The 25,475-nt window shown below is 72.9% G+C and carries 23 protein-coding genes; 10 read left to right on the top strand and 13 right to left on the bottom strand.

Going from position 1 to position 25,475, the window contains the following annotated elements:
- Positions 1-7: 7 nt before the first annotated feature.
- From WMF17_RS08980 to WMF17_RS08965, 4 genes are all read right to left on the bottom strand, one after another.
- A complete protein-coding gene (locus tag WMF17_RS08980; RefSeq protein ID WP_437601550.1) occupies positions 8-1,030 on the bottom strand; it encodes a peptidyl-prolyl cis-trans isomerase in 1,023 nt (340 codons plus the stop codon).
- Between the two features lie 33 nt (positions 1,031-1,063).
- The gene (locus WMF17_RS08975; protein ID WP_437601549.1) at positions 1,064-1,597 is read right to left on the bottom strand and encodes a hypothetical protein; all 534 of its coding nucleotides are present in this window, start codon (positions 1,595-1,597) and stop codon (positions 1,064-1,066) included.
- A 148-nt stretch (positions 1,598-1,745) separates the two neighbouring features.
- On the bottom strand, positions 1,746-3,113 hold the full coding sequence (locus WMF17_RS08970; protein ID WP_437648924.1) for a metallopeptidase family protein: 1,368 nt from the start codon (positions 3,111-3,113) through the stop codon (positions 1,746-1,748).
- An 88-nt stretch (positions 3,114-3,201) separates the two neighbouring features.
- Complete coding sequence (locus WMF17_RS08965) at positions 3,202-4,335, bottom strand: hypothetical protein (RefSeq protein WP_437648923.1); 1,134 nt, start codon at positions 4,333-4,335, stop codon at positions 3,202-3,204.
- A 135-nt stretch (positions 4,336-4,470) separates the two neighbouring features.
- On the opposite strand from WMF17_RS08965, the gene WMF17_RS08960 reads away from it, so the two are divergent.
- The 3 genes from WMF17_RS08960 (at position 4,471) to WMF17_RS08950 (ending at position 7,945) form a co-directional block, all read left to right on the top strand.
- On the top strand, positions 4,471-5,853 hold the full coding sequence (locus WMF17_RS08960) for a sigma-54-dependent transcriptional regulator (protein WP_437601546.1): 1,383 nt from the start codon (positions 4,471-4,473) through the stop codon (positions 5,851-5,853).
- A gap of 116 nt (positions 5,854-5,969) precedes the next feature.
- The gene (locus WMF17_RS08955) at positions 5,970-7,310 is read left to right on the top strand and encodes an AAA family ATPase (RefSeq protein ID WP_437648922.1); all 1,341 of its coding nucleotides are present in this window, start codon (positions 5,970-5,972) and stop codon (positions 7,308-7,310) included.
- Entirely contained in the window at positions 7,307-7,945 is a 639-nt protein-coding gene (locus WMF17_RS08950) for a hypothetical protein (RefSeq protein WP_437648921.1), read from the top strand. Before WMF17_RS08955 ends, WMF17_RS08950 begins: the two co-directional genes overlap by 4 nt.
- Before the next feature lie 412 nt (positions 7,946-8,357).
- On the opposite strand, the gene WMF17_RS08945 is transcribed toward WMF17_RS08950, so the two are convergent.
- Positions 8,358-11,171, bottom strand: coding sequence for a tetratricopeptide repeat protein (locus WMF17_RS08945; RefSeq protein WP_437601545.1), 2,814 nt, complete (start codon positions 11,169-11,171; stop codon positions 8,358-8,360).
- A 213-nt stretch (positions 11,172-11,384) separates the two neighbouring features.
- Between WMF17_RS08945 and WMF17_RS08940 the strand changes: the two genes are divergently transcribed.
- Positions 11,385-12,200 (top strand): SDR family oxidoreductase, encoded by an 816-nt coding sequence (locus tag WMF17_RS08940; protein ID WP_437648920.1) that lies wholly within the window; start codon positions 11,385-11,387, stop codon positions 12,198-12,200.
- A gap of 67 nt (positions 12,201-12,267) precedes the next feature.
- Here WMF17_RS08940 and hemH read toward each other — a convergent pair whose 3' ends face one another.
- Together hemH and WMF17_RS08930 are read right to left on the bottom strand one after the other, a co-directional pair.
- Entirely contained in the window at positions 12,268-13,170 is a 903-nt protein-coding gene (hemH, locus tag WMF17_RS08935; RefSeq protein ID WP_437648919.1) for a ferrochelatase, read from the bottom strand.
- 77 nt (positions 13,171-13,247) lie between these two features.
- Positions 13,248-13,628, bottom strand: a complete 381-nt coding sequence (locus WMF17_RS08930) for a hypothetical protein (protein WP_437648918.1) — start codon at positions 13,626-13,628, stop codon at positions 13,248-13,250.
- 208 nt (positions 13,629-13,836) lie between these two features.
- On the opposite strand from WMF17_RS08930, the gene WMF17_RS08925 reads away from it, so the two are divergent.
- Positions 13,837-15,009 (top strand): hypothetical protein, encoded by a 1,173-nt coding sequence (locus WMF17_RS08925; RefSeq protein ID WP_437648917.1) that lies wholly within the window; start codon positions 13,837-13,839, stop codon positions 15,007-15,009.
- Positions 15,010-15,013: 4 nt separating this feature from the next.
- On the opposite strand, the gene recO is transcribed toward WMF17_RS08925, so the two are convergent.
- The 5 genes from recO to tsaB form a co-directional block, all read right to left on the bottom strand.
- Positions 15,014-15,733, bottom strand: a complete 720-nt coding sequence (gene recO, locus WMF17_RS08920) for a DNA repair protein RecO (protein WP_437579176.1) — start codon at positions 15,731-15,733, stop codon at positions 15,014-15,016.
- A gap of 73 nt (positions 15,734-15,806) precedes the next feature.
- Positions 15,807-16,241: a helix-turn-helix domain-containing protein gene (locus tag WMF17_RS08915; RefSeq protein ID WP_437601539.1), complete on the bottom strand. Its 435-nt coding sequence runs from the start codon at positions 16,239-16,241 to the stop codon at positions 15,807-15,809.
- A gap of 108 nt (positions 16,242-16,349) precedes the next feature.
- Positions 16,350-17,216 (bottom strand): tetratricopeptide repeat protein, encoded by an 867-nt coding sequence (locus WMF17_RS08910; protein ID WP_437648916.1) that lies wholly within the window; start codon positions 17,214-17,216, stop codon positions 16,350-16,352.
- A gap of 234 nt (positions 17,217-17,450) precedes the next feature.
- Positions 17,451-18,296, bottom strand: coding sequence for a Crp/Fnr family transcriptional regulator (locus WMF17_RS08905; protein WP_437601537.1), 846 nt, complete (start codon positions 18,294-18,296; stop codon positions 17,451-17,453).
- Positions 18,293-19,129, bottom strand: coding sequence for a tRNA (adenosine(37)-N6)-threonylcarbamoyltransferase complex dimerization subunit type 1 TsaB (gene tsaB / locus WMF17_RS08900; protein WP_437648915.1), 837 nt, complete (start codon positions 19,127-19,129; stop codon positions 18,293-18,295). Before tsaB ends, WMF17_RS08905 begins: the two co-directional genes overlap by 4 nt.
- A gap of 125 nt (positions 19,130-19,254) precedes the next feature.
- Between tsaB and WMF17_RS08895 the strand changes: the two genes are divergently transcribed.
- The 5 genes from WMF17_RS08895 to WMF17_RS08875 all read left to right on the top strand — a co-directional run bounded on the left by WMF17_RS08895 (position 19,255) and on the right by WMF17_RS08875 (position 24,173).
- Positions 19,255-20,223 carry a hypothetical protein gene (locus tag WMF17_RS08895; RefSeq protein ID WP_437648914.1) on the top strand — a complete coding sequence of 323 codons (969 nt, stop codon included), beginning with the start codon at positions 19,255-19,257 and terminating at the stop codon, positions 20,221-20,223.
- A gap of 120 nt (positions 20,224-20,343) precedes the next feature.
- The gene (locus WMF17_RS08890) at positions 20,344-21,768 is read left to right on the top strand and encodes a trypsin-like peptidase domain-containing protein (RefSeq protein WP_437648913.1); all 1,425 of its coding nucleotides are present in this window, start codon (positions 20,344-20,346) and stop codon (positions 21,766-21,768) included.
- A gap of 57 nt (positions 21,769-21,825) precedes the next feature.
- Positions 21,826-22,089, top strand: a complete 264-nt coding sequence (locus WMF17_RS08885; protein WP_437648912.1) for a DNA gyrase inhibitor YacG — start codon at positions 21,826-21,828, stop codon at positions 22,087-22,089.
- The gene (locus WMF17_RS08880) at positions 22,086-22,967 is read left to right on the top strand and encodes a hypothetical protein (protein ID WP_437601532.1); all 882 of its coding nucleotides are present in this window, start codon (positions 22,086-22,088) and stop codon (positions 22,965-22,967) included. Before WMF17_RS08885 ends, WMF17_RS08880 begins: the two co-directional genes overlap by 4 nt.
- A 39-nt stretch (positions 22,968-23,006) precedes the next feature.
- A complete protein-coding gene (locus tag WMF17_RS08875; protein ID WP_437648911.1) occupies positions 23,007-24,173 on the top strand; it encodes a PrsW family intramembrane metalloprotease in 1,167 nt (388 codons plus the stop codon).
- A 159-nt stretch (positions 24,174-24,332) separates the two neighbouring features.
- Here WMF17_RS08875 and dnaJ read toward each other — a convergent pair whose 3' ends face one another.
- Positions 24,333-25,418 (bottom strand): molecular chaperone DnaJ, encoded by a 1,086-nt coding sequence (gene dnaJ, locus WMF17_RS08870; RefSeq protein WP_437601530.1) that lies wholly within the window; start codon positions 25,416-25,418, stop codon positions 24,333-24,335.
- Positions 25,419-25,475 lie beyond the last annotated feature (57 nt).

Genomic DNA, 25,475 nt, shown 5'->3' with positions numbered 1-25,475 from the left:
GCCGTCCTCAGCGCATGTCGTTGCGCGGCACGGGCGAAGGCGGGGGCGCGCCCGGGCGGCGGCTGCTCGCGAGGGTGCCCGGGCGCTTCAGCGGCTGCAGATCGCCCGTCGAGGTGACGTCGATGAGGTCGACGAGCTCGGGCGCGTGACCCGATACGTCCTGCGCCCGCAGGCGCTCGAGGAGCTGCTTCACCTGCGCCTCTGCCTTGCCGTGCGCGAGGATCTGGCGGATTGACGGCGCCTCCTGCTCCAGCGAGCGGCTCACAGGCCTCCTGCTCTGCCGCCGCCACAGCACGGCGAATCGATCGCCCTCCGGCACCGGCTCGGGCACGAGCTCCGCGTCCTTCACCCGGGCGACGGCCTCCAGGAGCCCCGGGGCGACCTTGAGCCCCGGCTCTGTCGTGGTGCCGTCGGACGTCACGAAGCCGAGGTCGCCGCCGCGCATGCTGGTCGCCTTGTCGAGCGACCTCTCGCGCGCGATGTCCTTGAACCGCTGGGGCGACGGGTCGTTCTTGAGCTCGGCCAGGATCGCCTCGGCCTCCTCGCGCGTCGCGACGAGGATGCGCCAGAGCGCCACCATCGCCGGGGAGCTGAACTTGTCGCGGTGGGCCTCGTAGTAGGCGCGGATCTCCTCGTCCGTCACCGGGGAGCTCGAGGCCGCCTCCGCCTGGATCCGCTGCAGCAGCGCGGCGCGCAGGACGCCGCGGATGCGATCCTGCACGTCAGCGCGCTCGGTGAGCTTCTGCGCGGCGGCCCCCTGGGCGAGGAGCAGCTCGCGCGCGAGGACCTGGCTCACGAAGTTCTTCCGGATCTCTTCCGGGGTACGCCCGAGGCTCTGGAGCTGAAACGGCGGGATCTGCGCGATCCTGCGCTCGACCTCCGGCGCCGTGATCACCCTGTCGCCGACGCGCGCCACCACCGCGTCGGCCGCTGGCTGGGCCTGCGCGCGGAGCGACAGGCCGGTCGACGCCGCGCACACGGCCGCCACGGCGGCCGCGGCGAGGGAGAGCTTCACCGTTCTCGCGCGCATCGGAGCGGGTTATCCCCGCGCCGGCGGGCAGGGTCAAGCCACGCCGCGGCGCGCTGTCTCGACGGACACGCCGCGCTCGTCTCCGCGTTCGCCGCTCCGCAGCACCCCTGCCTTCCGCAGGGCGTGCGCGTCGAGCCCGACGAACCGGTACACGTCCGCGGAGAAACCGTAGGCGCGGTGGAGGTGCCGCAGGCCCTCGACGAGCTCGGCGGTCACCTCGACCGGGGGCGGCGGCGGGTATGCTTTGCGGATCGAGGCGAGCGGCTCGCCCAGCTCGAGGAGCTCCTCGACCCGCGACAGCACGTCGATCGGCTTGAGCGCCCGCTTGCCGCGGCGCGCGACGCCCTCGGCCAGCTCCGCGAGCAGGCGCCGGCGCCGGCGCTCGGTGCGGCCGTCCCCGGCGCGTCCGCCGCCGCCCAGGAGCAGCTCGTTGAACCGGCGCGCAGCACGGCGCTTCTCGACCGCATCCGGGCTTCCCCGGCGGTTCTGCACATCGCCGTCCCGCTTGGCTGGGCGGGGCGCTTTGGTGGACCCGGCCCTGACGGCCGGCGAGCTCTTCGTCTTCACGATCCTCGGCAGGAGCACAGCGGCGCGCGAGGAGCCGGTATTCCCCGGCACATCTTCGTGCTGCTCCCGCAGTATAAGCAGCTCATCCCTCCGCCTCGAAGAAAGCGGCGAGCGCACGGCCGCGCTCGCGCCGCGCGGAGCGGGAGCGTCAGCCTCCGCCCCCACACCACGCGAGGGCCGTTCCAACGGCCGCGATCAACCAGGCCGGCCACGTCGCGCGCGCGAAGCCGGCGAGGTCCGACAGGACGCCGCGCCGCGCGCGCCGCGCGGCCTCGGCGTGGCCGATCCGGCGCAGCTGCTCGCGCTCGATCTGCGCATGCTCCTCGTCGTCCACCGGATCGCTGCCGGCCAGGTGGTGCAGGTGGTGGATCACCTCGTGATCGATCGTCTCGGTGATCTCGGCGTCGACGTCGAACCCGGGGTCCTCGCGGGCCTCCGATCGAAACGTCCGGTAGAAGATCCGGATCTCCGGAGGGCGGGCGATCCCGAGCTCGTCCGCGGGCGTCCCGGGCGTGTAGCAGCCGAGCAGCGGCTCGCCTCCGTCGTCGCAGGCCGGCACCCCCGCGTCGATGAAGAGATCGATGTTCCGCACGCCGCGGGCCTCGTAGATGCGCTCGGCCGCCGCGCGAACGCGCGCCTCGAAGGCGTCGAGATCCGGGAAGTCGCCCGCGCTCCCCGCCGCGGCGCCGGGCTCCGCGGGATCATCCGCGCCTGTGTCGGGCGCGCGGAGCGGCGCGCGCGCGAGCTCGCGCTCGAGAGGCACATCGAGATCGTTGCGGGCGCCGCAGCCCTGGCAGCGGTGGACCGCGACGAGCCGCGCGGGGTAGCGCGCCTCGTGGTAGAGGTCGACGATCGCCGCCCACGCCTCGTCCGGAGCCCTGACGAGCGCGTCGGCGATCACCGGGGCGCGCCGCTCACGGCCGAGCGCCGCGATCCCCATGGCCACGACAACCGACGGCGTGATGCGGAGCGCGCCCTCGCCGGACAGGCGCAGCAGCGGCATCGCCTCCTCGACGGTCCGCTCGGCGAACCGCACGCCGCGGCAGACGGCGCGACCCACGCGCAGCGCCGGGATCGGGTGCACCACGTCGAAACCGAACGGGCGATCGAGCTCAGGATCGTCGAGCTCGCCGTCGGTGAACGGCCCGATCTCGATCAGGCTCGACGGGGCGACCTCGAACGGGGCGCCGCAGTTCTCGCAGGTGTACGCGCCCGGCTCCTCGGGGACGACGCCGGCCGACGCGAGGAGCGCGCGCAGGACATGAGCGTCGGCGAGCGGGAGGCCGAGCGGATCCAGCGGCGCGCCGCGCGCGTCGGCCAGGACCGACGGGCCCGCGAGGACCTGCACGTCGCGCGCGCACCTGCCGACGGAGGAGCGCTCGTCGCCGCCGCGTCCTCCGGGCGCGCCGAAGACGGTCTCGGCCTGGGCGCGCGCGGCGGCGTCCGACAGGCGCGCCACGGTGCCGGACGGGAGGTGAACCTGAGCGGGGAGCTGGTGTTGCGCGGACCTCGGCATCGCTCGGCGGCCTATAAAGAAGCGCGAGCGCGCCTTCCAGTACGGCGCGGCCTCGTCTGGCCTTGTGCTCCGCCGCGGGCAGCCGTCGTCAGGGGTCCTCGGTTGCCGGCGAGCCGCCGGGGGCGCCCTCGTCGGTCGGAGCGGGCGAGCCCCACGCTTCGCGACCCCTGTCGGCGCCGGAGGGCTCGCGCGCCGCGCGGCCGCCGTCGATCCCGGCGGCGCTGGCGAGCTCGGCTGCGACCGCGGCGGAGAGCGAGCCTCCGCTGAGCGGAGACGCTCTCGCGACGACGGACACGGGCGACGGCTCCGACGGCGAGCGATCGCGGCGGCGACCTCGACCGAGCACCGGCGCACGCTCGCCGTCGCCGGCCGGATCCGGGGCGGCGGCGCCCACGCGATGCACGGTGGCGCGGAGCTGCATGCGCCCGAGCGACAGGCTCGCCGCGCTGGCGGGCGGCACGCTCGACGAGGGCTCCGCGCTCACCGGGTTGCCCTTCCCGAAATCGAGATAACGGGTGATGGCCAGGGCGTAGATGAGCTTGCGCACGGTCGGCTCCGGCGCGACCCCGGACCGGACGAGCGCGGCGAGCGAGGGCGTGGCGCTGCTCTGGAGCACGTCGAGCACGGCGAGCTCGCTCTCGCCGAAACCGAAGCGGACCGGCTCGATGGCGGGGTGCAGACGGAGGGGCACCGATCCGATCCGCTCCAGGGTCCGCTCCAGCCGCGTCGAGCGCTCGCCGTGGTCGCGCAGCCCCGCCCAGACGAGCGCGAGCGGATCGACCTTCGCCGGATCGCCCCCCCAGTCGGCGAGCACGTCGAGGCCGTCGAAGTAGCGGTACTTGGTCTCCGGCGGCAGGTCGAACAGACGCACCATCCGCCGCACGAACTGGACCTGGGCGAGCCAGTCGATGGTCGGGGCGTCGAGGCACCCCGACAGCAGCAGCACGTCGCCCAGGAGGCCCCTTGTCGCGAGCGCGTCCCTCAGGATCTCCGCGGAGATCACCCCCTCCTCGAGCAGGATCTCTCCGAGCGGGGCGTAGCCGTCGCTCGGACGGATCTTGACCGGGGACCCCCGGACGATCCGCAGGGTGTGCTCGGCGCCCGTGGGCTCCAGCAGGATGAGCGCGCCGGTCAGCCGATGGTCGACGGCGTAGACGAAGAGGTGAGCGAACGGCGTCCGCTCCAGATCTCCTTCCGCCGTCACGGAACCGTCGGCAGGCATTCTATGCCAAGGTACCATAGCGCACGCGCGCCGGAGCCCCTTTCTCCACGCCGGACGGCGGAGGCGCGGCGGGCGTCGGCCGCGGCGGGCGTCGGCGGGCGTCGGCCGCGGCGGTTCCGCGCTACGGTGGCGAGCATGCCGCGCGGACATGTCCTGGTGCTCGACGACGAGCGAGCGATCTTGACGACACTCCAGAAGGCCCTGTCGCTCGAGGGCTACACGGTCGACGTCGCCGGCGGCGTCGGGGTGGCCGAGGAGAAGCTCGCGAAGCGGAGCTACGACATCGCGCTCTTCGACGTCTCGCTGCCCGACGGCGACGGCGTGGAGCTGCTCAAGCGGATACGCGCTGCGGGGTCGGAGCTGCCGGTCGTGATGATGAGCGGCCACGCGACCGTCGACGCCGCCGTCCGCGCGACGCGGCTCGGCGCGATCGACTTCCTGGAGAAGCCGCTGTCGACCGATCGGCTGCTGCTCGTGCTCGAGAACACCCTGCGCCTCATCCGCGCCGAGGCCGAGGCGAAGGCGCTCCGGACGCAGACCGGCCAGGTGGGCGAGCTCATCGGGGAGAGCCGGGCGATGCTCGATCTGCGCGAGCAGATCGCGCGCGCGGCGAGGGCGACCGCGACGGTGTTCGTGACGGGCGAGCGCGGCACCGGGAAGGAGCTCGTCGCGCGCGCGATCCACGGCGCGTCGAAGCGGGCGCGCGGGCCGCTGGAGAAGATGAACTGCGCCGCGGTCCCGAGCGAGCTCATCGAGAGCGAGATGTTCGGCCACGAGGCGGGGGCGTTCACGGGCGCGACGAAGCAGCGACGAGGGAAGTTCGAGCGCGCGAGCGGCGGGACGCTGTTCCTCGACGAGGTCGGGGACATGCCGCTCGCGATGCAGGCGAAGCTGCTCAGGGTGCTGCAGGAGCGCGAGATCGAGCGCGTGGGCGGGAACGAGACGATCAAGGTCGACGTGCGCGTGGTGGCGGCGACGAACCGCGACATCGAGGCCGCGTGCCGCGAGGGGCAGTTCCGGCCGGACCTCCACGACCGGCTGAACGTGCTGCCGCTGTCGCTGCCGCCGCTTCGGGCGCGGCGCGACGACGTGCCGCAGCTCGCGCGGCATTTCCTCGCGATCGCGACGCAGGCGAACGATCGGCCCGGGATGGCGTTCACGGAGGGCGGGATGAGGATGCTCGTCGCCTACAGCTTCCCGGGGAACGTGCGGGAGCTGCGCAACATCATCGAGCGGCTGGTGATCCTGACGCCCGATGAGACGATCGACGAGGGCGACGTGAAGGTCTGCCTCGGAGGGCAGCAGGCCGCGATGAAGGGCGGGATCTTCCGGCCGGGGGTGCCGTTCCGGGTGCTCGCGGAGGAGGCGGAGCGGACCATCCTGGAGGAGGCGCTCGTCCATCACGGAGGGCAGATGGCCGCGACGGCGCGGGGGCTCGGGCTCGAGCGGAGCCACCTCTACAAGAAGTGCAAGGCGCTCGGGTTGCGCGGGGACAAGGCAGAGGCCGAGGACGAGTAGCCGGGGGCCGCCGCGTGGGAGGTCTGCGCGACGGTCCACGGGAGTGGACGTCGGGGCGGGAGCCGGCGGCGGGACGCATGGCCTGGACCGCGACGGGTGTGGTACGCGGAACCAGGATGTTGCGATCGCTGCACTTGGAAGGCGTGGGGCCGGCCGACCAGCTCGACCTGGAGCTCGGCGAGCGGCTCAACCTGCTGACGGGAGACAACGGGCTCGGCAAGAGCTTCGTGCTCGAGGTCGCATGGTGGGCGCTCACCGGAACCTGGACGGACCGACCGGTGCTGCCGCGGCCGGGCAAGGAAGAGAGCGCGCGGATCGCGGGTGACGCCGAGCCAGGCACCAGATCGGGCCAGTTCGAGAGCAAGTACGAACGCGTTGCTCAGCAGTGGCGCGACAGGTTTGATCGCGACATGAGCGTCGGCTTGGTCTCGACCCCCGCCGACATCGATGTCCCTTCGTGGGTGCAGGACACGGCTCCCGTGCTCTACATCCGAACGAATGGCGCGTACTCGGTCTGGGATCCGCATCGGCAGAGCTTGCCAACGAACAGCCCCAAGTTTTACCCGCTCGTGAGGCTCGCGCTGAATCCCGTCCCTTATCTCTTCGAGGAGAACCAGATCTGGAATGGCCTCAGGCGCGACGACAAGCCGTTCTGCAACGGGCTCGTCCAGGACTGGGTAACCTGGCAGCTCGAGGCGGCGGGCGGCGACGAGAACCACCCGTTCCATCTTCTCTGCCGCGTGCTCGACCAGCTCTCTCACCCCGAGGAGAAGATGACGCCCGGCAAACCGGTGCGGCTCTACCTCGACGACGTGCGCAAGTTCCCGACTATCGAGCTGCCGTACGGCACGATCCCCATCGTCCACGCGTCCGCCGGGATGAAGCGAATCCTCGAGCTCTCCTACCTCATCGCGTGGTCCTGGTCGGAGCACGTGCAGGCGTCACGCCTGATCGGCTGGCAGCCCTCGGACCGCATCGTCCTGCTGGTGGAGGAGCCCGAGACGCACCTGCACCCCAGGTGGCAACGCCACATCGTCCCCGCGCTCCTCGGCGTCCTCGGTGGGCTCTCTCCCTCGATGCGCCCGCAGGTGCTCTTGACGACGCACTCGCCCCTCGTGCTCGCGTCGATGGAGCCGCACTTCAAGCCGGCCAGGGACAAGCTGTTCGTGTTCGAGCTCGACGGCGCAGACGTGACCGTGCGCGAGCTCCCCTGGACGAAGCGCGGCGATGCGATCGGGTGGCTCACCTCCCCGGTGTTCGGTCTGGAGCAGGCGCGCTCGATCGAGGCGGAGTGCGCCGTGGAGGCCGCAGAGGCGTTCATGCGCGGCGAGACCGGAGCGCTGCCGGAAGGACTCCGGAACGAGGACGACATCCATCGCGAGCTCGTGCGCCTCCTGCCCGATCAGGATCGCTTCTGGCCGCGCTGGATCGTGCGCCGGGATCGGGCGGGCGCATGATCCCGTTCGAGCGCGCGCCTGAGCCCGCGGACTTCGACGTCAACGTCCGACAGCCCGGCCAGCGGTGGCTCGCCAGGGGCGACGCCAGGAGCACGCCGGGATATTGGCGCCGCGCTGCGCGCGACCTCCGGGCCGCCTTCAAGGATCTGTGCGGCTACACGGCGATGTGGCTCTCGGCGCCAGGGACGGTCGACCACTTTGTCTCGCGAGACGAAGATCCTAGCCTCGCCTACGAGTGGACCAACTTTCGGTACGCCGCGGCATGGGTCAACAGCAGCAAGAGCGCGCTCCGCTCCGATCAGGTCCTGGATCCGTTCGAGGTCGGCGACGGCTGGTTCGAGATCATCCTGCCGTCCTGCCAGATGGTGCTGACCGATCGTTGCCCGCCGGAGTTCCGCGACCGGGCGCAGACGATGCTGAAGCGGCTCAAGCTCGGCGACGGCGAGAGCGTCGTTTCGTACCGGCAGGAGTGGTACCGCATGTACTGCGAGGAAGGGCTCCCCTTGGAGATTCTGGCCCGTAAGGCGCCCCTCATCGCGCGCGCGGTGCGGAAGCAGCGGGAGCAAGCAGCCGCCGAGCCGGTGGCTAGCGACGAAGCCCCGCGCTCCACGCACGCCGGAACCTCGGGCTCATGACTGCTGCTGCGCCATAGGACCGTTTCCGGTTCCTCGGGGGCTCCCAGCTGCCTCCCCCGGACCGTTTCCGGTTCCTCGGGGGCTCCCGGCTACCTCCCCCGAACCGTTTCCGGTTCCTCGAGGGCTCCCAGCTGCCTCCCCCGAACCGTTTCCGGTTCCTCGAGGGCTCCCAGCTGCCTCCCCTGAACCGCTTCCGGTTCCTCGGGGGCTCCCAGCTGCCTCCCCCGAACCGCTTCCGGTTCCTCGGGGGCTCCCAGCTGCCTCTCCCGAACCGCTTCCGGTTCCTCGGGGGCTCCCAGCTGCCTCCCCCAGGCCGTTTCCGGTCGGCCGAGGGCAGCCAGCTGCCTCCCGCAGAACGTTTCCGGTCCGCCCCCCAGGTCTCAACGGCGCGACGGCCGCGCTGTCGATCACCTCAATCCGGCATCGCCCGCGGCGCAGGCGGCGACGCGCCCCTCATCGCCTTCTGGTACTCCAGCGCCTGCTTCGCGTAGTCGTCCCGCTTCATCTTCGCGTACGCCTTGGCGAGCTCCCCGTAGATCTCGGCCGCGTCCCCGGCCTTCGGCCCGGACAGGAGCGCGCTGTTCAGCTCGTAGACCGCCGATACATGCCGCCCCGTGCGCGCCAGCGCTCGCGCATAGAGCCGGTGGATCTCCGGGTTCGCCACGTCGACGTAGATCGCGCTCTCGCCGACCTTGCGCGCCTCCTCCCACGCGCCGCGCTCCACGAGCAGCCGGAGGAGCCGACGCCAGACCCGGCGATCGTGCTGGTCGAGGAGCGCGAGCCGGCGCAGCGCCGAGAGCTCGCCCGCCGCGTCCTTCTGTCGGCGCGCGAGGTCGCAGAGGCCCTGCAGCGGCTCGGCCTGCGTGGGATCCAGGCGCGACGCCGCCTCGAGGTTCGCCTTCATCCTCGCCGCGTCCTTCTTCAGCTCGGCGAGATCGGCCAGCTTCATCCGCACGACGTAGCCGTCGTGGCCGTCGGCGATCATCTTGCCCAGCAGCCTCGCCGCCTCGTCGGGCTTCTTCTCGGCGAACGCCGCGCGCACCTTGAGGTAGCTCGCGTCGGGCTGCTTCGGATCCACCCGGAGCGCCTCGGCGAGCACCGCCTCCGCCTCCTGTCGCTGCCCGTCCTTCTCCAGCGCCAGCGCGAGCTCGACGAGCCGCCTCGCGTCCTTCGGCGCGCGCGCCGCTGCCTTGCGCGCCTCGTCGAGCGGCGGCGCCTGCAGGTCGGGGACGTACTGCTTCTCGTAGCGCTCGAGGCGGGGCTTCAGCCACGCGCGGAAGCGCCGATCCAGCTCGTCGTGGCCGATGCCGAGCGACTCCTTCACGACGTCCGGCGTCCGCTTGCCCGCGGCCCACCGGGGCAGCATCGACACGACCTTCGGGAAGCCGAACTCCTCGACCATGAAGACAACGATCTGGCTCGCCGCGAAGTAGGCCATCGTCACGTCCTCGATGTCGTCGACGTGCGTGAAGGCCCGGTTGAACCCCTCGACCCCCGGGATCCTCCCGCCCTTCAGGGCGGCGAACAGCGCCGGATCCTCCTCGCGGTGCCACTCCGGCCGCCGCACGATCGTCTCGTACTCGCTGAGCCCCTCGGTGAACCAGCGCGGGACGTGGTTCTTCGAGAGCTGGATCGCGAAGACGTGCCCGAGCTCGTGCCACAGCACGTTCCCCCAGTTGAACTCCGCCGCCGCCGGGCTCAGCGCGGCGAGCGTCTGGCCGAAGCAGACGCCCTGGATGCCCACGTTGGGCAGGCCGCTCGTCCTTACGCTGAAGTTCTCCGTCGACGCGTAGAGCTCGATCGAGACCGGCACCTTCGGCGTGAAGCCGTAGCGCTTCACCATCGAGCCCCAGGCCTCCTCGAGCATCCGCGGCACGTACCGCTCCAGGATCGCCCGCTCTTGCTTGTGGTAGCGGACGCGGAACGTCTGTCCCTCCACGGTCACGTACTGGGTGGCGATGTCCTTCTCGAAGAGGTTCAGCGTGTTGAAGACCCGCACGTTGAAGCGATCCTTGTCCCACGCCTTCTGGAGCGCCTGCAGGCCGCTCTTCTCGTCGCCGGCGCGGATCAGGTTCAGCCCGAGCGTGGCGTACGCCTTCGCGTCGTTCGGATCGACCTGCGCCGCCTCCCCCATCATCTTGACGATGTCGTCGTAGCGGTGCTCCCACTCCGCGAACTCGCCGACGATCTGGAAGAACCGCGAGAACTCCGGGTTCAGGCCGAGCACCTTCGCCTTGAGGGCCTCGAAGCCGACCGCGTCGTCGGCGAGGAAGCGGCCCGCCGCCTTGATCGAGAGCAGCTCCAGGTCGCTCGGGTTCACCTTGAGCCCGCGGTCCGCGGCGGCGTCCGCGGCGGCGATGTCCATGTCGCGAAGCGCGAGCCCGGCGCGCACGAAATAGGCCTGCGCGAGGTTCGGGTTCACCGAGAGCGCCTGCGCGATCTCGCTGTCGGCGCCGCCGAAGTCCAGCGCGCTGTCGAGCTTGACCCGCGCCATCGCGACGCGGGCCACCGGGTCCTTCGGGGCGAGCTTGAGCGCCTCCTTCAGCACCTGCCCGGCGTGGCCGGGGTCGTACTTGTCGAGGAACAGCTCGGCCCGCCAGAGCAACGTCTCGACCCGCTGCTTGCCCCCGACCTTCTCGGCCGCGTTGAACGCGTCGTTCGCGTCGCGCGCGCTCCGGAGCAGGTGCGCCGCGCGCCCGACGAGGGACAGCCCCTCCGCGTCGTCCGCGGTGATCTTGTCGTCGTTGTAGTCGTCGATGATCGTCATCAGCGGCGCGCGCGCCTCGCCGCGCTTGCCCGACCGGATCAGGAGCTCGCCGAGCAGGAGCCGCGCGCGGCGGGCCTCGTCCTCCCGCTCGACCTCGCGCGCCGCTGCGATCGCCTCGGCCATCTTCCCGCGGCGCGCGAGCGCCTCGGCCCGGAGCGGCGCGGCGGCGATCTTCGCCTCCTTGCCGAGCGCGGCGGCCGCCTTCGCCGTCCTCGCCGCGTCGTCGTAGCGGCCGGTGAGCAGCTCGATCCGCGCCCTCATGAGCAGCGCCCCGGCGCGCTCCGCCCCGCCCTGGAGGGCGAGGACGACCTTCTCGGCGCCCGCGTGGTCGCCTTGCGCGAGGAGCGCCTCCGCGCGCGCGAGCGAGGAAGGCGGCTCGGCGGACGCAGGAGCCTGGGCCGCGCAGGCGGCGGCGACGAGGAGAGCGGCGAGAGAGCGGCGGATCGAGTGGCTTCGCATGGGACCCCGTGCACAACCGTGCGCCATCGTTCGCAGTCGTGTGAAACCGTACGTAACCGTGCGGGTTCACTCAGGATTTGCTGCTGGAAAGGCGGCGCCCGGCCGAGCCGGGCAAGGCCATCCTAGCCGAGAGGAAGAGGAGGGCCGAGCATGAGCGAGCGGCCGGGGGCGCGCCAGGGCTCGCTCCTGCGCGATCGTGGTATGCGGGGCACCATGGCAAGCAGGCTCGCAGGGCAGGTCGTTCTGATCACGGGCGCGTCGTCGGGCATCGGCGAGGCGCTCGCGCGGGAGGTCGCCCGGCGCGGCGGCCGGGTCGTCCTCGCGGCGCGGCGGACCGAGCGGCTCGAGGCGCTCGCGAGCGAGGTCCGGGCGTCCGGCGGCGAGGCGATCGCGGCCCAGTGCGACGTCACGCGCGACGGCGACGTGGAGCGCGCCGTCGAGCAGGCGCGCGTGGCGTTCGGGCGCCTCGACATCGCCATCGCGAACGCCGGGTTCGGCGTGACGGGCCGCGTCGAGGATCTCTCGCTCGACGACTTCCGACGGCAGCTCGAGACGAACGTCTTCGGCGCGCTGCGCACCGTGAAGGCCGCGCTGCCGGAGCTCAAGCGATCGCGCGGCGGCGTCGCGCTCATCGGCAGCGCGAGCGGCTACGTCGCGTTCCCCACGATGGGCGCCTACACCATGAGCAAGTTCGCGGTGCGCGCCCTCGCCGAGACGCTGCGCGGCGAGCTCCACGCCGAGGGCGTGGCGGTCACGCACATCGCGCCGGGGTTCATCGAGAGCGAGATCCGTCGTATCGACAACGCGGGCCAGCTCCGCGACGGCGCCCCGGAGCCGGTGCCGCGCTGGCTCGTCATGCCGACGAAGGCGGCGGCACGGCAGATCATGGACGCCATCGTCGCGCGCCGCGCCGAGGCGATCGTCACCGGCCACGCGAAGCTCGGGGTGTCCCTCGCGAGGCACGCCCCCGGGCTGCTCAACGCGGCCATCGCGAGGCTCCCGCGCAGGAGCAGAGGCGCAGGCCGCTGAAGCGCGGCCGCCGCGAGGCTCCCGCGCAGGAGCAGAGGCGCAGGCCGCCGAGCCGGCGCAGGCCCGCCTACGGCGCGGCCGTCCCGAGCTCGCGCCGGACGAGCGCCTCCAGGGCGTCGATGAAGCGCGGCCGCGCGTTCACGGCCGGCGCCCGCTCCAGGCGAGCGAGGCCTGCGCCTCTGGCGACGACGTGCGCCTCCACGTCGAGATCGTAGAGGGTCTCGACGTGATCCGCGACGAAGCCGATCGACGCGATGAGCGCCTCGCGCGCGCCGCGCGCGGCGAGCGCCTCGAACGTCGACCGGAGATCCGGGCCGAGCCAGGCGTCGCCGGTCATGCCCTGGCTCTGGAAGGCGACGAGCACCGGGTTGCCCCGGGAGGCGACGCGGCGCTCCACCTCGGCGGCCATCGCGCGGAACTGGCGCTCGTACGGATCGCCCGCGTCGATGATCCGCTGCGGCAGGCTGTGGGCCGAGAGGATCACCGCCACCTTCGCCCGGCTCTCCTCGGGGAAGCGCGCGAGCGCCTCGTCGATCACCTCGACGAAGGCGTCGATCAGCGCCGGCTCGAGCCCCCACGCGGGCACGCACCGGACCTCCATGCCGCCTTGCCTGGCGGCCGCGTCGCGGACGACGGCGTGGTAGACGTCGACGGATTGCGGCGCGAGCGGCAGCGAGATGACGCGCCGCACGCCGCTTCCGTGGAGAGATCCGAGCACGTCCTCGGGATACGGGTGCCAGAGACGCCCCGCGATCACCACCGGGAGACCGAGCCTCGCGGCGAGCGCGTCCGCCTGGGCCTGCGTGATGCGCAGCAGCGGCGAGCCGCCGATCGTCTGGAAGCGGCGCCGCACCTCCTCGATCAGCTCCGGCGGGGCCGGCCGGCCGCGGCGGATGTTGGAGAGGAACGCGGGCAGATCGTCGAGCCGCTCGACGGTGCCGTGGCAGCTGAGGAGGACGGCGGTGGTCACGGCGGCACTCTACATCGCCTCCGAGCGAGCAGCGCCAGCGGCGCCGGCGCGCGGCGGCGCCGGTCGCTGGCAGCGGCTCACTTCGCGTCCCAGACGACGACGACGCGATCGTGGCCGATGAGCCCGTTCTCCTTGCGGGCGAGGTGCTGCGCGAAGACCCGATCGCCGGCGGCGTAGACCCGCACCTCCATGAACGCCAGCCCGTCGTCGGTCTCGATGCCGTCCAGGATCTCCGTCGCGTCGAGCTGGCGCTCCCAGCCCGAGACCGGATCGCGGAAGTGCTCGTTCTTGAGCCGCTCCAGGATCGCCTGCCTCCCGGTGGTGACGTTGGGGTGGGCCGGGGGATGGAGGCTGCTCACCTCCTCGATCACCGCGTCCTCGGCGTAGAGCAGGGAGAGGGCCTCGATGTCCTGGCCCTTCAGCGCGCGGGTGATCTCCGCGAGCAGTCCACCGCTCACCCGCTGGGCCAAAGGCCGCGTCCGCGCCGAACCTTCCATGCCTGCTTGCATGGGACCCGCCGGTGTGGGCGTCGAGCCCAGGAGGGCCGTGCCCGCGACAGCGGCGTGGAGGGCTGAGCTCGTCGGGTTGCGGCCCTCCGTCGTGACGAGATCACACGACGGGCGGCGAGTTGCAGCGTCCGGACGGACGTGGTGAATAGGAAAGATTATGACGCAGCGCCGCACGGTCGTGCTCGCGGATCTCCATCTCGTACGCCAGACGCCGGGCGACGTGACCGCCGATCTTGCGCGGTTCGTGGCGGCCCACGCGGGAGCCCGCATCGTGATCGCGGGCGATCTGTTCGATCTCTCCTCCGAATCGCCCTGGATGCCGCGGCCGCGCGCGCTGCGCGAGGCGCTCTTCGCGCACCCGATCGCGCGGGCGGCGCTCGCCGAGCACCTCGACCGGGGCGGCGAGCTCTGGCTCGCGGGGGGCAACCACGACGCCGAGGTCGGAGCGCCCGACTTTCCGCACGCGCTGGCGGAGGCGCTCGAGGCGACCGGCGAGGCCCGGTCGCGGATCCGGACGACGCCCTGGTTCTTTCGCGATGGGGCGATCCATATCGAGCACGGGCACCTGTACGATCCGGACAACGCCCCTGCTCACCCGCTCGTGGTCGGCGAGCGCAGCCTCGGCGTTCACTTCGTCGAGGAGTTCATCGCGCCGACCGGTGCGCACCGCTACCTGCAGGCGAACGACCAGACGCCGCTCAGCCTGTTCGTCTCGGCGTTCACCTGGTACGGCCCGCGCGCGCCCCACGTCATCTACCGCTACTTCCACGCGGCGATCGGCGCGATGTTGAAGAGCGGGCCGCTCTACCGCGCGCGCGGCGAAGCGACGGTGGGGGCCGCGGTCGTCGAGCGCTTCGCGCACGAGCTCGGGGTGCCGCGCGCGATGGCCGACGAGCTCATCGGGCTCGCGGCCACGCCGACGCTCGAGAGCGCGGCGAGCACGTTCACGCGGCTGTACTTCGATCGGGTGATCGCGACGCTGTCGATGGGCGCCGGGCTCGCGGCGCTCGGGCTGCGCGCGCGGGAGACCGGCGCCGCGGCGCTCGGGCTGGGCGCGCTGCTGATGGGCGTGAGCTGGGCGAGCGGACACAACCGCTACGCCGGCACGGTCGCCGAGCGGCTGGCCGAGAGCGCCGGCCACGTGGCGAGGACGACCGGCGCGAAGCTCGTCGTCTTCGGCCACACGCACCGCGAAGCGCTCGGCGACGGGTACGCGAACACCGGCAGCTTCTCGTTCCCGCGCACCGCGCCCGGCAGGCCGTACGTGGAGATCGAGGGGCCTCCGGACGCGCCACGCGCGGTGAGCCGCTTCTGGAGAGCCGTGGCCTGAGACCCTAGCCGCCGCTCGCGTGCGCGGTGAGCGCGCCCTCCACCAGATCGAGCGCGATCGGGACGTCCTCGTCCGGGATCGGGGTACCGCCGAGCATCGCGGCGAGCAGGCGCTCCCGCGGCTCCGGACGCAGCAAGAGAGGGCCGCCGCCGCACGCCCGACACACGAGGCCGCCGCGCGCCGGGTCGACCTGGGCGGACTGCGTCGCGTCGCAAGCGCGCCCGCACCGGACGCACTGCGCGAGCTCGAGACCCCAGCCGAAGGCGGCCAGCAGGCGCAGGCCGGTCTCCGCCAGCAGCGCCTGCGGAGGCGCCGGGGACACCTCGTCGAGGCGGTCGAGGAGCTGGTTCAGCTCCTGCCACGCCGCGCGCTCGGCGGTGTGCGGCGGTGCGATCTCGCGCACCCAGCGCAGCGCCCGCCCGGCCACCTCGAGGCGACCGAGATCCCCCGCGAGCCGCAGGCGCGGGCGCTCGATCGCGGCCTCGGTGAGCTGCGCCAGCTCGGCGCCGGGGCGGATCTCCAGGGTCACGCGGAGCAGGTGCATCGGCTCGAGCGCCGGGAAACGCTTCGTCGAGCGGCGCGCGCCGCGCGCGGTGGCAGAGAGGAGCCCGCCCTGCTCGGTGAAGAGCCCGACCAGGAGATCGGCTTCACCAAAGGGTACACGCCGGACCAGGAGCGCCTCGGTGCGGAGCCGCTCCGTCCGCGGGCGAACGGATCGGGGCATGGCAGATGGATGACGGAAGGGGACGGCGGGTTGCAGCGCGAGCCGCGGCGAACGCGCGACGAAAATTTGGCCCTCAGGTCGAGAGGGAGGTACGAGCCCGCGAGTGGGTGCCCTCCGACAGCTCCGGCGGCATGTCATGGCCGCGGGGTCGAAGCACGATGCTGAGCGCCAGCGTGAACAGGATGAGCAGCAACACGAACGCGATCGCGACCCCGAACCGCCTGCTCTGGGTGCGGCGCGCGGGCGCCGCGATCGGCAGCGGCGTCACCAGCGCGATCCGGCGGCTCGCCGTGTACCGGGCCAGCACCTCCTCCATCGGGAGCGAGACGGCGCGGGCATACGCCTTCAGGAACCCGCGAACGAACACCTCGCCAGGCAGGTCATCGAAGTGATCCGCCTCGATCCGTTCGATGGAGATCACGGGGATGCGCGTGGCGCGGGCGACCTCCTCCACGCTCATGGCTCGGGCCTCACGCGTGCGTCTCAGGTAGCGTCCGATCGACTCCATCCCATTCCACCCATCGTCATTCGGTCGTCACTCTACTCACCCCGAGAGCCGTTGCTCAACCCCTTATCGCGCCCCGACATCCTTCTCGGAGAGAGCGGCGCCGAGGGCTCACTGCAACGTCTGTAACTGTGCAGCGCAGCGCTGCCCTACCGCCGTCCTCTCATCGATCTCGCGGCACCGCTCGAGATCGGCGCGCGCGTCGTCCACAAGCCCTCTCTTCTCGGCGACGCGGGCGCGCGCGTCGAACGCGTCCTGCAGCCGCCGGCACTCCGGCTGGTCGGTCTCGACCGCCCTGGTGAACGCTTCGCGCGCCAGATCGAGCTCGCCCCGCTTCTCATAGGCGAGGCCGAGCCGGTACTGGCCAACGCAGAAGAGCGGCTGCGCCGCGACGGCGCGGCGTAGCGCGTCGATCGCCTCGTCGTTGCTGCCCTTGAGCAGGTACGCCCAGCCCAGGTTGCCCCACGACTTCTCCGGCGAGGCGTAGAGGATGTCCTCGGTCAGCGGCTTGAGCACCGTGATCGCCTCGTCGTAGCGCCGCTGGTGCACGAGGATGACCCCCAGCGCGTTCTTCGCGTCGCGCATCTCGGGGTTCGCCTCGAGGGCCCGCCGCGCCATCTTCTCGGCGCTGTCGAAGCGGCAGTCGCTCGACTGAGCGTCGCCCGCGCAGAAGCCGAGCAGGAGCAGGGCGCCCAGATAGGCCGCCTCCGCGTTGTCCTCGTCGAGCGCGAGCGCCTGCTCGATGTGCGCGAGCGCCTCGCGCAGGCGGCCGTGCTGGAACGCATCGCGCGCGAGATCATACTCCGCGATCGACCGCGTCTCGTCCGCCTGCGCCGCAGGCTGCGCGCCGCCGCACGCGGCGAGCGTGAAGGGCGCAACCGACGCAACCGACGCAACTGACGCAACCGACAACAGAGAGCAGAGCGACGAGACGACAGCCGCGCCGCGGATGCACCCCGCGCGGGTCGCTGCTGTCATGTGTCGCTGCGATGTCATGTGCGATCTTGAATCCGCTGCTGAGCAACGCCGCAGCGCGGCAACACGTCAGGGCGGGAGGTCGACTGCCCTGCGGGGACCCCTGAGTAAACCAGGCCGCTGGTCACGTCAACCCGCGAATCTGCCTTGAAGACGCGGCGCGTCCTCGCGATCGCGATTCCGCTTCCAGCAGATGTCAGGTCGACTTAGGATGACGGAGCAGGCCATTCCTGGCCGTCACTGTTCGCCACGGATCTCGTCCTTGACGCCGAGTAGGCTGAACAGTCGCCGCAGAGCGTCGATGTCGGGGATCTCGAGGCGCTCGTCGGCGACGCGCAGGTACTGGCCCTCGCGGAGCTGCTGGACCGCGCGCTTCACGGTATCGACGTCGAGACCGACGCGGGTGGACAGCTCCATCGGCGAGATCGCGAACGAGGCGCCGTTCGAGGAGGTGCCGCTCGCGGCGCGCGACTGCTGCGCGAGCTTGAGCAGCGCGTTCACCACCTTCGATTGCGTGTCGGTGAGCATCATGATCTCGATCTGGTCCTCCGCGTCGCGGAGCCGACCGACGAGCTGCTTGATGATGCGCAGGGCGACGGCCGGGTTGCGCTCGACGAGGTTCTGCAGCGTGCCGTGATCGAGCGCGAGCGCGACGCCGCGGGACAGCGCGATCGCCGTCGACCAGCGCGCCGCGCCGCCGAGGAGCGCGGACTCGCCGAACAGGTCGCCGGGCTTCAGGACCATCAGGCTGCGCTCGGCGCCGCGGACCTTCTTGATGAGCCGGATCCGCCCCTCCTCCAGGAGATACGCCTCGGTCCCGGGCTCGCCCTCGCGGAAGATGACGTCGCCCGCCTCGAACGGGCGGCCGAACCGAGCGCGGAGCCGCTCGGGATCGGGCCCCGAGTCTGCCGGCTCCACGCGGGCGGCGAGCTCGTCGGGCGCATCGAGCGCTGCAGCGGGGCTGGAGCGAGGACGCGCAGGCGCCGCCGCGGCGGGCAGCGGCGCGCGCTCCGCGTCGCCGGGGCCCGAGGCCTCGCTCTCCGCGTCGGGTGCGACGCCGTCCCCTTCAGACGAGCTGGTCATCGGGGCGCAGTGTATCCCAGCTCGGCTGGCTTCGCGTCCGGCGCGCGCACATAGAGCGGCTCGAGGAGCGCCGGGTCGTGCTCGGCGGCCGCTCGCCCGCGCTCTCCGCCCGCAGCAGCGGCCCGGAGCCGGTCGATCGCGAGGCGTCCGATGAACGCGGCGTCGGGGAAATCGAGCGCCTCGCCCCGGGCGGCGAGCGGCCGGAGCGCCTCGATCTCCGCGGCGACCGCGCCGACGACGACGATCCGGCGCCCCGCGGCGAGCGATGCCACCGCGTCGAAGGCCGCGTCGCGCGGCAGGTGTCGCGGCGACATCTCCGGCGCGCCTGCGGGCCGGTCGAAGGCGGCGAGGAAGACCTCCCCCTTCTTTGCGTCGATCAGCGGGACCAGCAGGTCGCCGGGGACCGCCGCGCCTCCGGCGAAGGCGGCGGCGGCCATCGCCTCGAGCGACGTGACGCCAGCGACCGGGACATCGAGCGCCAGCGCGACGCCCTTGGCCGCCGCGACCGCCACACGGACCCCGGTGAACGAGCCGGGCCCCACGTCGCAGCCGAGCGCCTCGATCGCCGCCGCCGGGATGCCTGCCGCGGCGAGCACCTCATCGATGGCGCCGAAGATGCGCTCCGCGTGCCCGTGCAGGTCAGCATACGTCGTCGCGGCGAGCAGGCGTACGCCTGCGCCCGACGCCGCCCCGCGCTCACCGCCGGAGAGGGCGCCGGCGGAGAGGGCGCCGCCTCGAGGCGCGGCCACCTCGACGGAACCGTCCAGGTCCGCTGCATCCAGGAGCGCGACGCTGCCGCGCGGGGTCGATGTCGAGAGGGCGAGGAGCTTCAAGGCGCGCTCGGGAACGTTGCAGACGCGATGCTGTCTGGCAGAACCACGGGCCACGGGCAACGAGCTTCAGCGAGGTGCTGGGCGTCGCGGCCCCTCGACCGGGCCATGGCGCGGAGTGCGAGCCGATGCGCGATCAACGAGCGATGCTTCCGGCGCTCCTCGTGTCGGCGCTCGTCCACCTGGGCGCGTGGGGGTCCGCGCGGCCGTCGCCGGAGGCGCCAGAGAGCGAGCCCGCCGTGCCCACGGCGGAGCGCGAGCCCATCGATCTCTGGACCGGGACCACCGCTGCGCTGCCAGGCAGCGGGGGCTCAACGCCCCCGGTCGACCCTCGCACCGGACCGGAGAGCGCCCCGGCGGCGCGCGCTCCGGCAGACGCCACGCGGCCTCCCGCCCCCGCGGAGCGAGACGCAGCGGGCGGCGAGCCGGCGCCGCCGCCCGCGACGGCCGCGCCGCGCGTCGAGGCGGCGCCTCGGCCAAAGACGGCGCCTCGACCCAGGGCAGCGCCTCGGCCTTCGGACGAGCGCCGGGAGCCGGCGGCGAACGAGGCCGCCGGCGACACGGCGCGCCCGTCCACCGCGCGGACGAGCGACGGCGCGGGCGAGGCCGGCCAGGGCGACTTCGGGGCGGCCGGCGCCAGCGCGGTGCGCAACCTCGGGCGCGCTTTCACGAGGGCCATTCCTCCTGCGTGCCAGGCGGACCCGATCTGGGCAACGCTGCCGCTGGGGAGCGCCGGCAAAGCGCGCTTCGTGATCGACATCGACGAGGCCGGGCACATCGCGTCGTGGGGTCCGGAGGGGGAAGAGCCGCCCGCGCGGCACCTCGGCAACCTGGCGAAGCGAACGGTCGCGCTGCTCGGCCGCGGGACGTTCGCCGTGGCCCGCGGCGCCGTGACGGCCGGGAAACAGACGCTGGAGGTCAGCGCCGTGATCCGCGCCGGCGCAGATCACGGCGAGACAGGCGCGCCGGCCGATCTGGCGTGGCGCTTCGAAGGCGGCCGCGGCAAGGCGTCGTTCGCTCAGCCCGGCGGCCGCCTGGTGGAGGTCGTCGTCCAGGTGGTGCGCACGGAGGCCGCGCGAGGCGCGCCTCCCGGCTGAGCGCGCCGCGCCGCCCTGTCCAGGCCAGGCCGCCGCGCCGCCCGCCTGCGCACGGGGCGCCCTCCAGCGCGTGGTCCTGGCGCTCCTTGCGGTCTGCCGTCGGAGCTCTACGTGCGGCGCGTGAGACCGCTCCGCGCTGCCGCATGGGCGTGTGTCGGGTGGCTCGGCGCGGCGCCGCTCGCTGCCTGCGACAACCGGGCGGCCGCGCTCGTACCCCCGGCGGCGTCGCGCGAGGAGGCGAGCGCGCCGTGCTCGATCCCGCGCGAGGAGGCGCCGCCCGCGCCGCCGGCGGCCGGCGCCACGATGACCTTGCCCGCGCTGATCGACGGCGCGCGGCCCGTGGTGGTGACCGTCACCACCCTGCGGGCGACCTCGCTGCCGGGCGGGCGCGCGACCCCCATCGACCCCTTCGGCGGCGGTGTGCCGCGGGTGGAGCGGGCGATCGGATCGGGGTTCGTGATCGCCACGGAGGGGCTCGTGCTGACGAGCGATCACGTGGTCGGCGACGCGTTCGGCATCGAGGTGCAGCTCTCGGACGAGCGCGCCTTCGAGGCGACGGTGGTCGGGCGCGATCCGATGCTCGACGTGGCGCTGCTGAAGCTGCGCGGGGCGGGGTCGCTGCGCGCCGCGTCCCTCGGATCGAGCGCGCCGATCCGGCTTGGCGACGACGTCATCGTGATCGGCAACCCGTTCGGGCTCGGACCGACGGTGACCCGGGGCATCATCAGCGCGACGTCGAGGCCGATGGGCGCGGGGAGCCTCGACGGCTTCCTCCAGACCGACGCCGCCATCAACCCCGGCAACAGCGGCGGGCCGCTCTTCAACGCGGCGGGACAGGTGATCGGCATCGCGACGGCGATCCACGAAGGCGGCCGCGGCATCAGCTTCGCCGTGCCGATCGATGAGGTCCTGGAGATCCTCCCCGAGCTGCGCGAGACCGGCCGCGTGGACCGCGGGCGAATCGGGATCAGCTTCCAGGAGGTGACCTCGCAGCTCGCGCGGGTGCTCCGGCTGCCCGTCCGGATGGGCGCGCTGATCACCGAGGTCGAGCCGGAGGGCCCCGGGTCGCGCCTGGGCTTCAAGCCCGGCGACGTGATCACGTCGGTCGAGGGGCATCGCGTCGATCACGCCCGCGAGCTCGCGCGCGCGCTCCGGCGCTCCAAGCCCGGAGACGAGGTGAAGCTCACCTACAAGCGCGACGGCGCGGACCGGCGCGCCACGGTGAAGCTCGAGCGGTCGGCCCGGCACGATGCGTGGCCGAGCCGGCGCGCGCCGGCCGACCGCGCCCACGGGGACGCCGAGGAGCCGCCGCTCGGCGTGCTGGCGGGCGACGCGCTCGAAGGAGCGCGCATCGAGTCGATCGCGCCGCAAAGCCCGGCGGCTGGCCACCTCGAGGTCGGCGACGTGGTGCTCGATCTGAACGGCGCGCCGGTGCGGGACGCGGCCGATCTGACGGCGCGCCTGCGCGCTGTCGGGCGCCAGGATCTGCTGCTCCGGGTGCGGCGCAACGGAGCGACCCGGTACCTCGCTGTCCCGGCGCGCTGAGCGAGCGCCGGGCAGCGAGGTCGGTCCGGCGCGCCGAGCGCGGGCTACATGCCCGCGATGGACGCTGCTACGGTACGCCGCATGGGAGCTTCGGCAGGCGCGATGTGCCCGATTTGCCGCAAGTCGGCGGGGCCCAGGCCCGAGAACCCGGCCTTTCCGTTCTGCTCGCCCCAGTGCAAGCTGGTGGACCTCGGCCGCTGGCTCGACGGCGGCTACCGGGTGCCGGGCCCACCCGTTTCCTCGACAGAAGATGCCGAGGCGCTGGAGTCGATGGGGCGGATAGGCGGGCTCGACGGCAATATCCAGGAAGAGGACGAATGATCGCTCGCCGCGCGCTTTGCCTGCTCACGGTTCTCACGGCAGCCGCCGCGGCGTCCACCGCCGCGGCGCAGCAGAGCCAGCCGGCGGCGGGGACGTCGCCGGGCGGTGCCAGCGCCGCCTCGCCCGCCGCTGCCGCCCCCTCGCAGCCGAACCCGTACGATCCGTCGATGCAAGCCGGAGGCCTTTCGCCGCCCCCTCCGATGACGATGCCCGGGCCGGAGCCCGTGTCGCCCGACGGCGGCACGGAGCGGCGCCTCGACGAGGCAAAGAGACAGGACTCAGGACGAGGTCTCGAGCTCGTCTGGTTGAACGTCGAGGGAGGCTACGAGAACGTCGGTCTCCAGACGTTCAACATCGACGAGGACGAGCTCACGGCCGGGTTCATCTCGAGCTCGGCGAACGGCGGCGTCCTCGGCGCCGGTGTCGGCGTCCGGCTCCTGTACTTCACGCTGGGCGCGCGCGGGCGGGTCGGGTTCTTCAGCGACTGGCAGCTCTTCAGCGCCGGCGGCGAGATCGGCATGCACCTCCCGCTCGGCCGGCTCGACCCGCACGTCGATCTGGGCTTCGGCTACGCCGGCCTGGGCAGCTTCAAGAGCGCGGTGAGCGGCGCGGCCGACGCCATCGCGATCCGCGGCTTCTACGGGAGGATCTCCGGTGGGCTCGACCTCTACCTGTCGCCGGTCTTCTCGATCGGCGCGAACGCGAGCTGGGAGCTCCTGGCGCTGACCAGGCCGGGCCTCTCGTCGGCGGAGATCGACCGGATCAAGGGCGAAGCCGCCACCACACCGCAGCAGGCCAAGGCCGATCTGCTGGCGGCCGAGGGCTCCAGCGTGGGCTCGGCGCTCGCCCTGACCGCCGTCGCCGGGCTCCACTTCTAGCCGCCGCGAAGCCGGCTCCGCCGCCTTGCCCTCCGCGCCATGAACGCCGCCTCCGTGCTCCTCTGGCTCGCCACCGTCGCCGCGCCGGTCGGGGGGCTCGCCGCGCTCCTCCTCGGGTCACAGCGCCTCTATGGCAGGCGCCGGTTCGTGGTGGGGACCGCGCTGCTCGGCGCGCTCGCGTTCGTGCCGGCGCTGCTGATCGAGAGCTTCCTCCAGCGCTGGCAAGGCCTCGACAAGAACGCCAGCACGCTCGATGCCGTGACGCTCGTGTACCTCTTCGTGGTCGCGGCGCCGCTGGAGCAGGGGCTGAAGGTGGCGGCGGTCGCGCCGATCGCCCGGCTGCGCACCGTGGACGAGCCCATCGATGGGCTCGTCTACGCGGCTGCCGCGGCGCTCGGGTTCGTGTCGGCCCACAACGCCGTGTACCTGTGGGGCCGGCCCCTGTCGTCGATCGACATCGTGCGGGCCCTGCTCGCCGTGCCGGCGCACCTCTCCTTCGCCTCGCTCTGGGGCTACGCGCTGGGTCGCGAGCGCAAGCGGCCGCTGGGCGGGCGTCGCTTCAACGCCGCGTGGCTCGGCGCGATGCTGCTCAACGGCGCCGACGACTACATCGTCTTCGCGTGCCGCCCGGTCGCGCTCGTCCTCGCGGCGCCGATGCTCCTTGGCATCGGCTCCGTGACCTTCCTCGCCGCGCGCGACCTGCTCCGCCGGAGCGCGTCGCCCCACGGCTCGCAGCGCAGGGAGCGCCGCTTCCTTCCGCACATCGCGCCGCCGTCGCTCGGAACGATGCGCGAGGCGCTGAGGCGCACGGAGCGACCGGTGACGCTCACCTGGATCGCCTTCGGCGCGCTCGTCACGGTCGGGGTGATGGCGACCACGCTCGCCCTCGCGATCGCGCTCGGCCACCGCTTCGGCGTCGATTTCGCGGCGGTGGATCGGGGCGACGCGACGGCCGCCGCGGCAGCGCCGCTCCTGCTGCTCGTCGCGGGGGCGATCGCGGCCTTCCCCTTCGCCGGCTACCTCGTCGCCCGGGCCTCGTCGACGAGCAGCCTCCTCGAGCCGGCCGCCTCGGCGGCGCTCGCCATCCTGGGCACCCTGGTGCTGCTCGGCCTCGCAGCGCCCGTCGCCGTCGTGTTCGCGACCGCGGTCGCCCCCATCGCCTTCAGCCTCGCATGCGCGGGCGCCTGGATCGGCACGACGCGCTGAGCCCGGTGCGCTCTCGCGCCGCGCGCCCGAGCCCCTGCAGGGCTCCGGGCCGCCGCATTGCGGCAAGATGCGCGCGCGGCCCGGATCGCGCCTCCCCCGGCGCTTTCCCCCGCCCCCCGGCGGTCCGCCTGGCGCGGCCCGGGTCTCGCGCGACCTGCGCTACGCGGTCGCCGCCTTCGCCGCCGGCTGGTTCTTCGCTACCTCGTCCTGGAACCTGCGGAGCAGCTCCTGCGCCGCGGGCGAGAGGTTCCGCGGCACCTCGACCTGGATGAGCACCTGGAGCGTGCCGCGGCCGCGGCCGTCGATCCGGGGCGCTCCCTTGCCCTTGACCGAGATCACCTCGCCGGGCTGGACGCCCGCCGGGATCTCGACGTCGACCGTCGTGTCGTCCGGCAGGTCGATCTTGACCGTGCTGCCGAGCGCCGCGTCGACGAAGGGGATGGGCACCCGCGTGATGAGGTCGAGGCCGTCGCGCTCGAAGCGCTCGTCCGCGGCGAGATCGACGTCGACGTACAGATCGCCGGGCGGCGCGCCCTGGGCGCCCGGCATGCCCTGACCGGGTACCCGCAGCCGCTGGCCGCCGTCGATGCCGGCCGGGAAGTTCACCACGACCTTCCGCGTCTTCTCGACGGCGCCGAACCCCTTGCAGATGGCGCACGGCGTCTTGATGACCGACCCCTCGCCCGAGCACTCGGGGCAGGTCTGGGTGAACATCACGAAGCCGCGCGAGGTCGAGACCTGACCGGCGCCGCCGCATGTACCGCACGGCTTGCGCTTGGTCCCCGGCTTCGCGCCCGAGCCGGAGCACTCCTCGCACGCCACCGGCGTGCGGAGGACGACCTCCCGCTTGCAGCCGAGCAGGGCGTCGCGCAGCGAGAGCCGCTGCTGAACCCGGATGTCCTGGCCGCGCGCCGGCCCGCGCCGCCGGCGCTGCCCGCCGCCGAAGCCGCCGAAGAACTCCGAGAAGATGTCCTGGAAGTGGGAGAAGATGTCGCTGTCGGCCCCGCCGCCCATCCCCTCGAGGCCGGCGTGCCCGAACTGGTCGTACCGCCCGCGCTTCTCCTCGTCGGAGAGGACCTGGTACGCCTCGGTGGCCTCTTTGAAGCGAGACTCCGCCGATGCATCGCCGGGGTTTCGGTCCGGGTGATACTTCAACGCAGCCTGACGATAGGCCTTGCGAATGTCGTCAGGCGTCGCGTCTCGAGCGAGGCCAAGAACTTCGTAGAAGTCGCGCTTTTCACTCATGAATCGTGGACCGCCGCGTCGATCCTGCCCGACAGGGGGCATAGGCGCCGGCAGACC

This window comes from Sorangium sp. So ce362 (assembly GCF_051519845.1).
Lineage (GTDB): Bacteria > Myxococcota_A > Polyangia > Polyangiales > Polyangiaceae > Sorangium.
This window is presented reverse-complemented; position numbering and strand designations above follow the sequence as displayed.

Excerpts from the sequence above, each read along its gene's own strand:
- WMF17_RS08980 (WP_437601550.1), bottom strand. The coding sequence starts at position 1,030 with ATGCGCGCGAGAACGGTGAAGCTCTCCCTCGCCGCGGCCGCCGTGGCG.
- WMF17_RS08970 (WP_437648924.1), bottom strand. The coding sequence starts at position 3,113 with ATGCCGAGGTCCGCGCAACACCAGCTCCCCGCTCAGGTTCACCTCCCG.
- WMF17_RS08965 (WP_437648923.1), bottom strand. The coding sequence starts at position 4,335 with ATGCCTGCCGACGGTTCCGTGACGGCGGAAGGAGATCTGGAGCGGACG.
- WMF17_RS08960 (WP_437601546.1), top strand. The coding sequence starts at position 4,471 with ATGCCGCGCGGACATGTCCTGGTGCTCGACGACGAGCGAGCGATCTTG.
- WMF17_RS08955 (WP_437648922.1), top strand. The coding sequence starts at position 5,970 with ATGTTGCGATCGCTGCACTTGGAAGGCGTGGGGCCGGCCGACCAGCTC.
- WMF17_RS08950 (WP_437648921.1), top strand. The coding sequence starts at position 7,307 with ATGATCCCGTTCGAGCGCGCGCCTGAGCCCGCGGACTTCGACGTCAAC.
- WMF17_RS08945 (WP_437601545.1), bottom strand. The coding sequence starts at position 11,171 with ATGCGAAGCCACTCGATCCGCCGCTCTCTCGCCGCTCTCCTCGTCGCC.
- WMF17_RS08940 (WP_437648920.1), top strand. The coding sequence starts at position 11,385 with ATGGCAAGCAGGCTCGCAGGGCAGGTCGTTCTGATCACGGGCGCGTCG.
- WMF17_RS08925 (WP_437648917.1), top strand. The coding sequence starts at position 13,837 with ATGACGCAGCGCCGCACGGTCGTGCTCGCGGATCTCCATCTCGTACGC.
- recO (WP_437579176.1), bottom strand. The coding sequence starts at position 15,733 with ATGCCCCGATCCGTTCGCCCGCGGACGGAGCGGCTCCGCACCGAGGCG.
- WMF17_RS08915 (WP_437601539.1), bottom strand. The coding sequence starts at position 16,241 with ATGGAGTCGATCGGACGCTACCTGAGACGCACGCGTGAGGCCCGAGCC.
- WMF17_RS08910 (WP_437648916.1), bottom strand. The coding sequence starts at position 17,216 with ATGACAGCAGCGACCCGCGCGGGGTGCATCCGCGGCGCGGCTGTCGTC.
- WMF17_RS08905 (WP_437601537.1), bottom strand. The coding sequence starts at position 18,296 with ATGACCAGCTCGTCTGAAGGGGACGGCGTCGCACCCGACGCGGAGAGC.
- WMF17_RS08895 (WP_437648914.1), top strand. The coding sequence starts at position 19,255 with ATGCGCGATCAACGAGCGATGCTTCCGGCGCTCCTCGTGTCGGCGCTC.
- WMF17_RS08885 (WP_437648912.1), top strand. The coding sequence starts at position 21,826 with ATGGACGCTGCTACGGTACGCCGCATGGGAGCTTCGGCAGGCGCGATG.
- WMF17_RS08880 (WP_437601532.1), top strand. The coding sequence starts at position 22,086 with ATGATCGCTCGCCGCGCGCTTTGCCTGCTCACGGTTCTCACGGCAGCC.
- WMF17_RS08875 (WP_437648911.1), top strand. The coding sequence starts at position 23,007 with ATGAACGCCGCCTCCGTGCTCCTCTGGCTCGCCACCGTCGCCGCGCCG.
- dnaJ (WP_437601530.1), bottom strand. The coding sequence starts at position 25,418 with ATGAGTGAAAAGCGCGACTTCTACGAAGTTCTTGGCCTCGCTCGAGAC.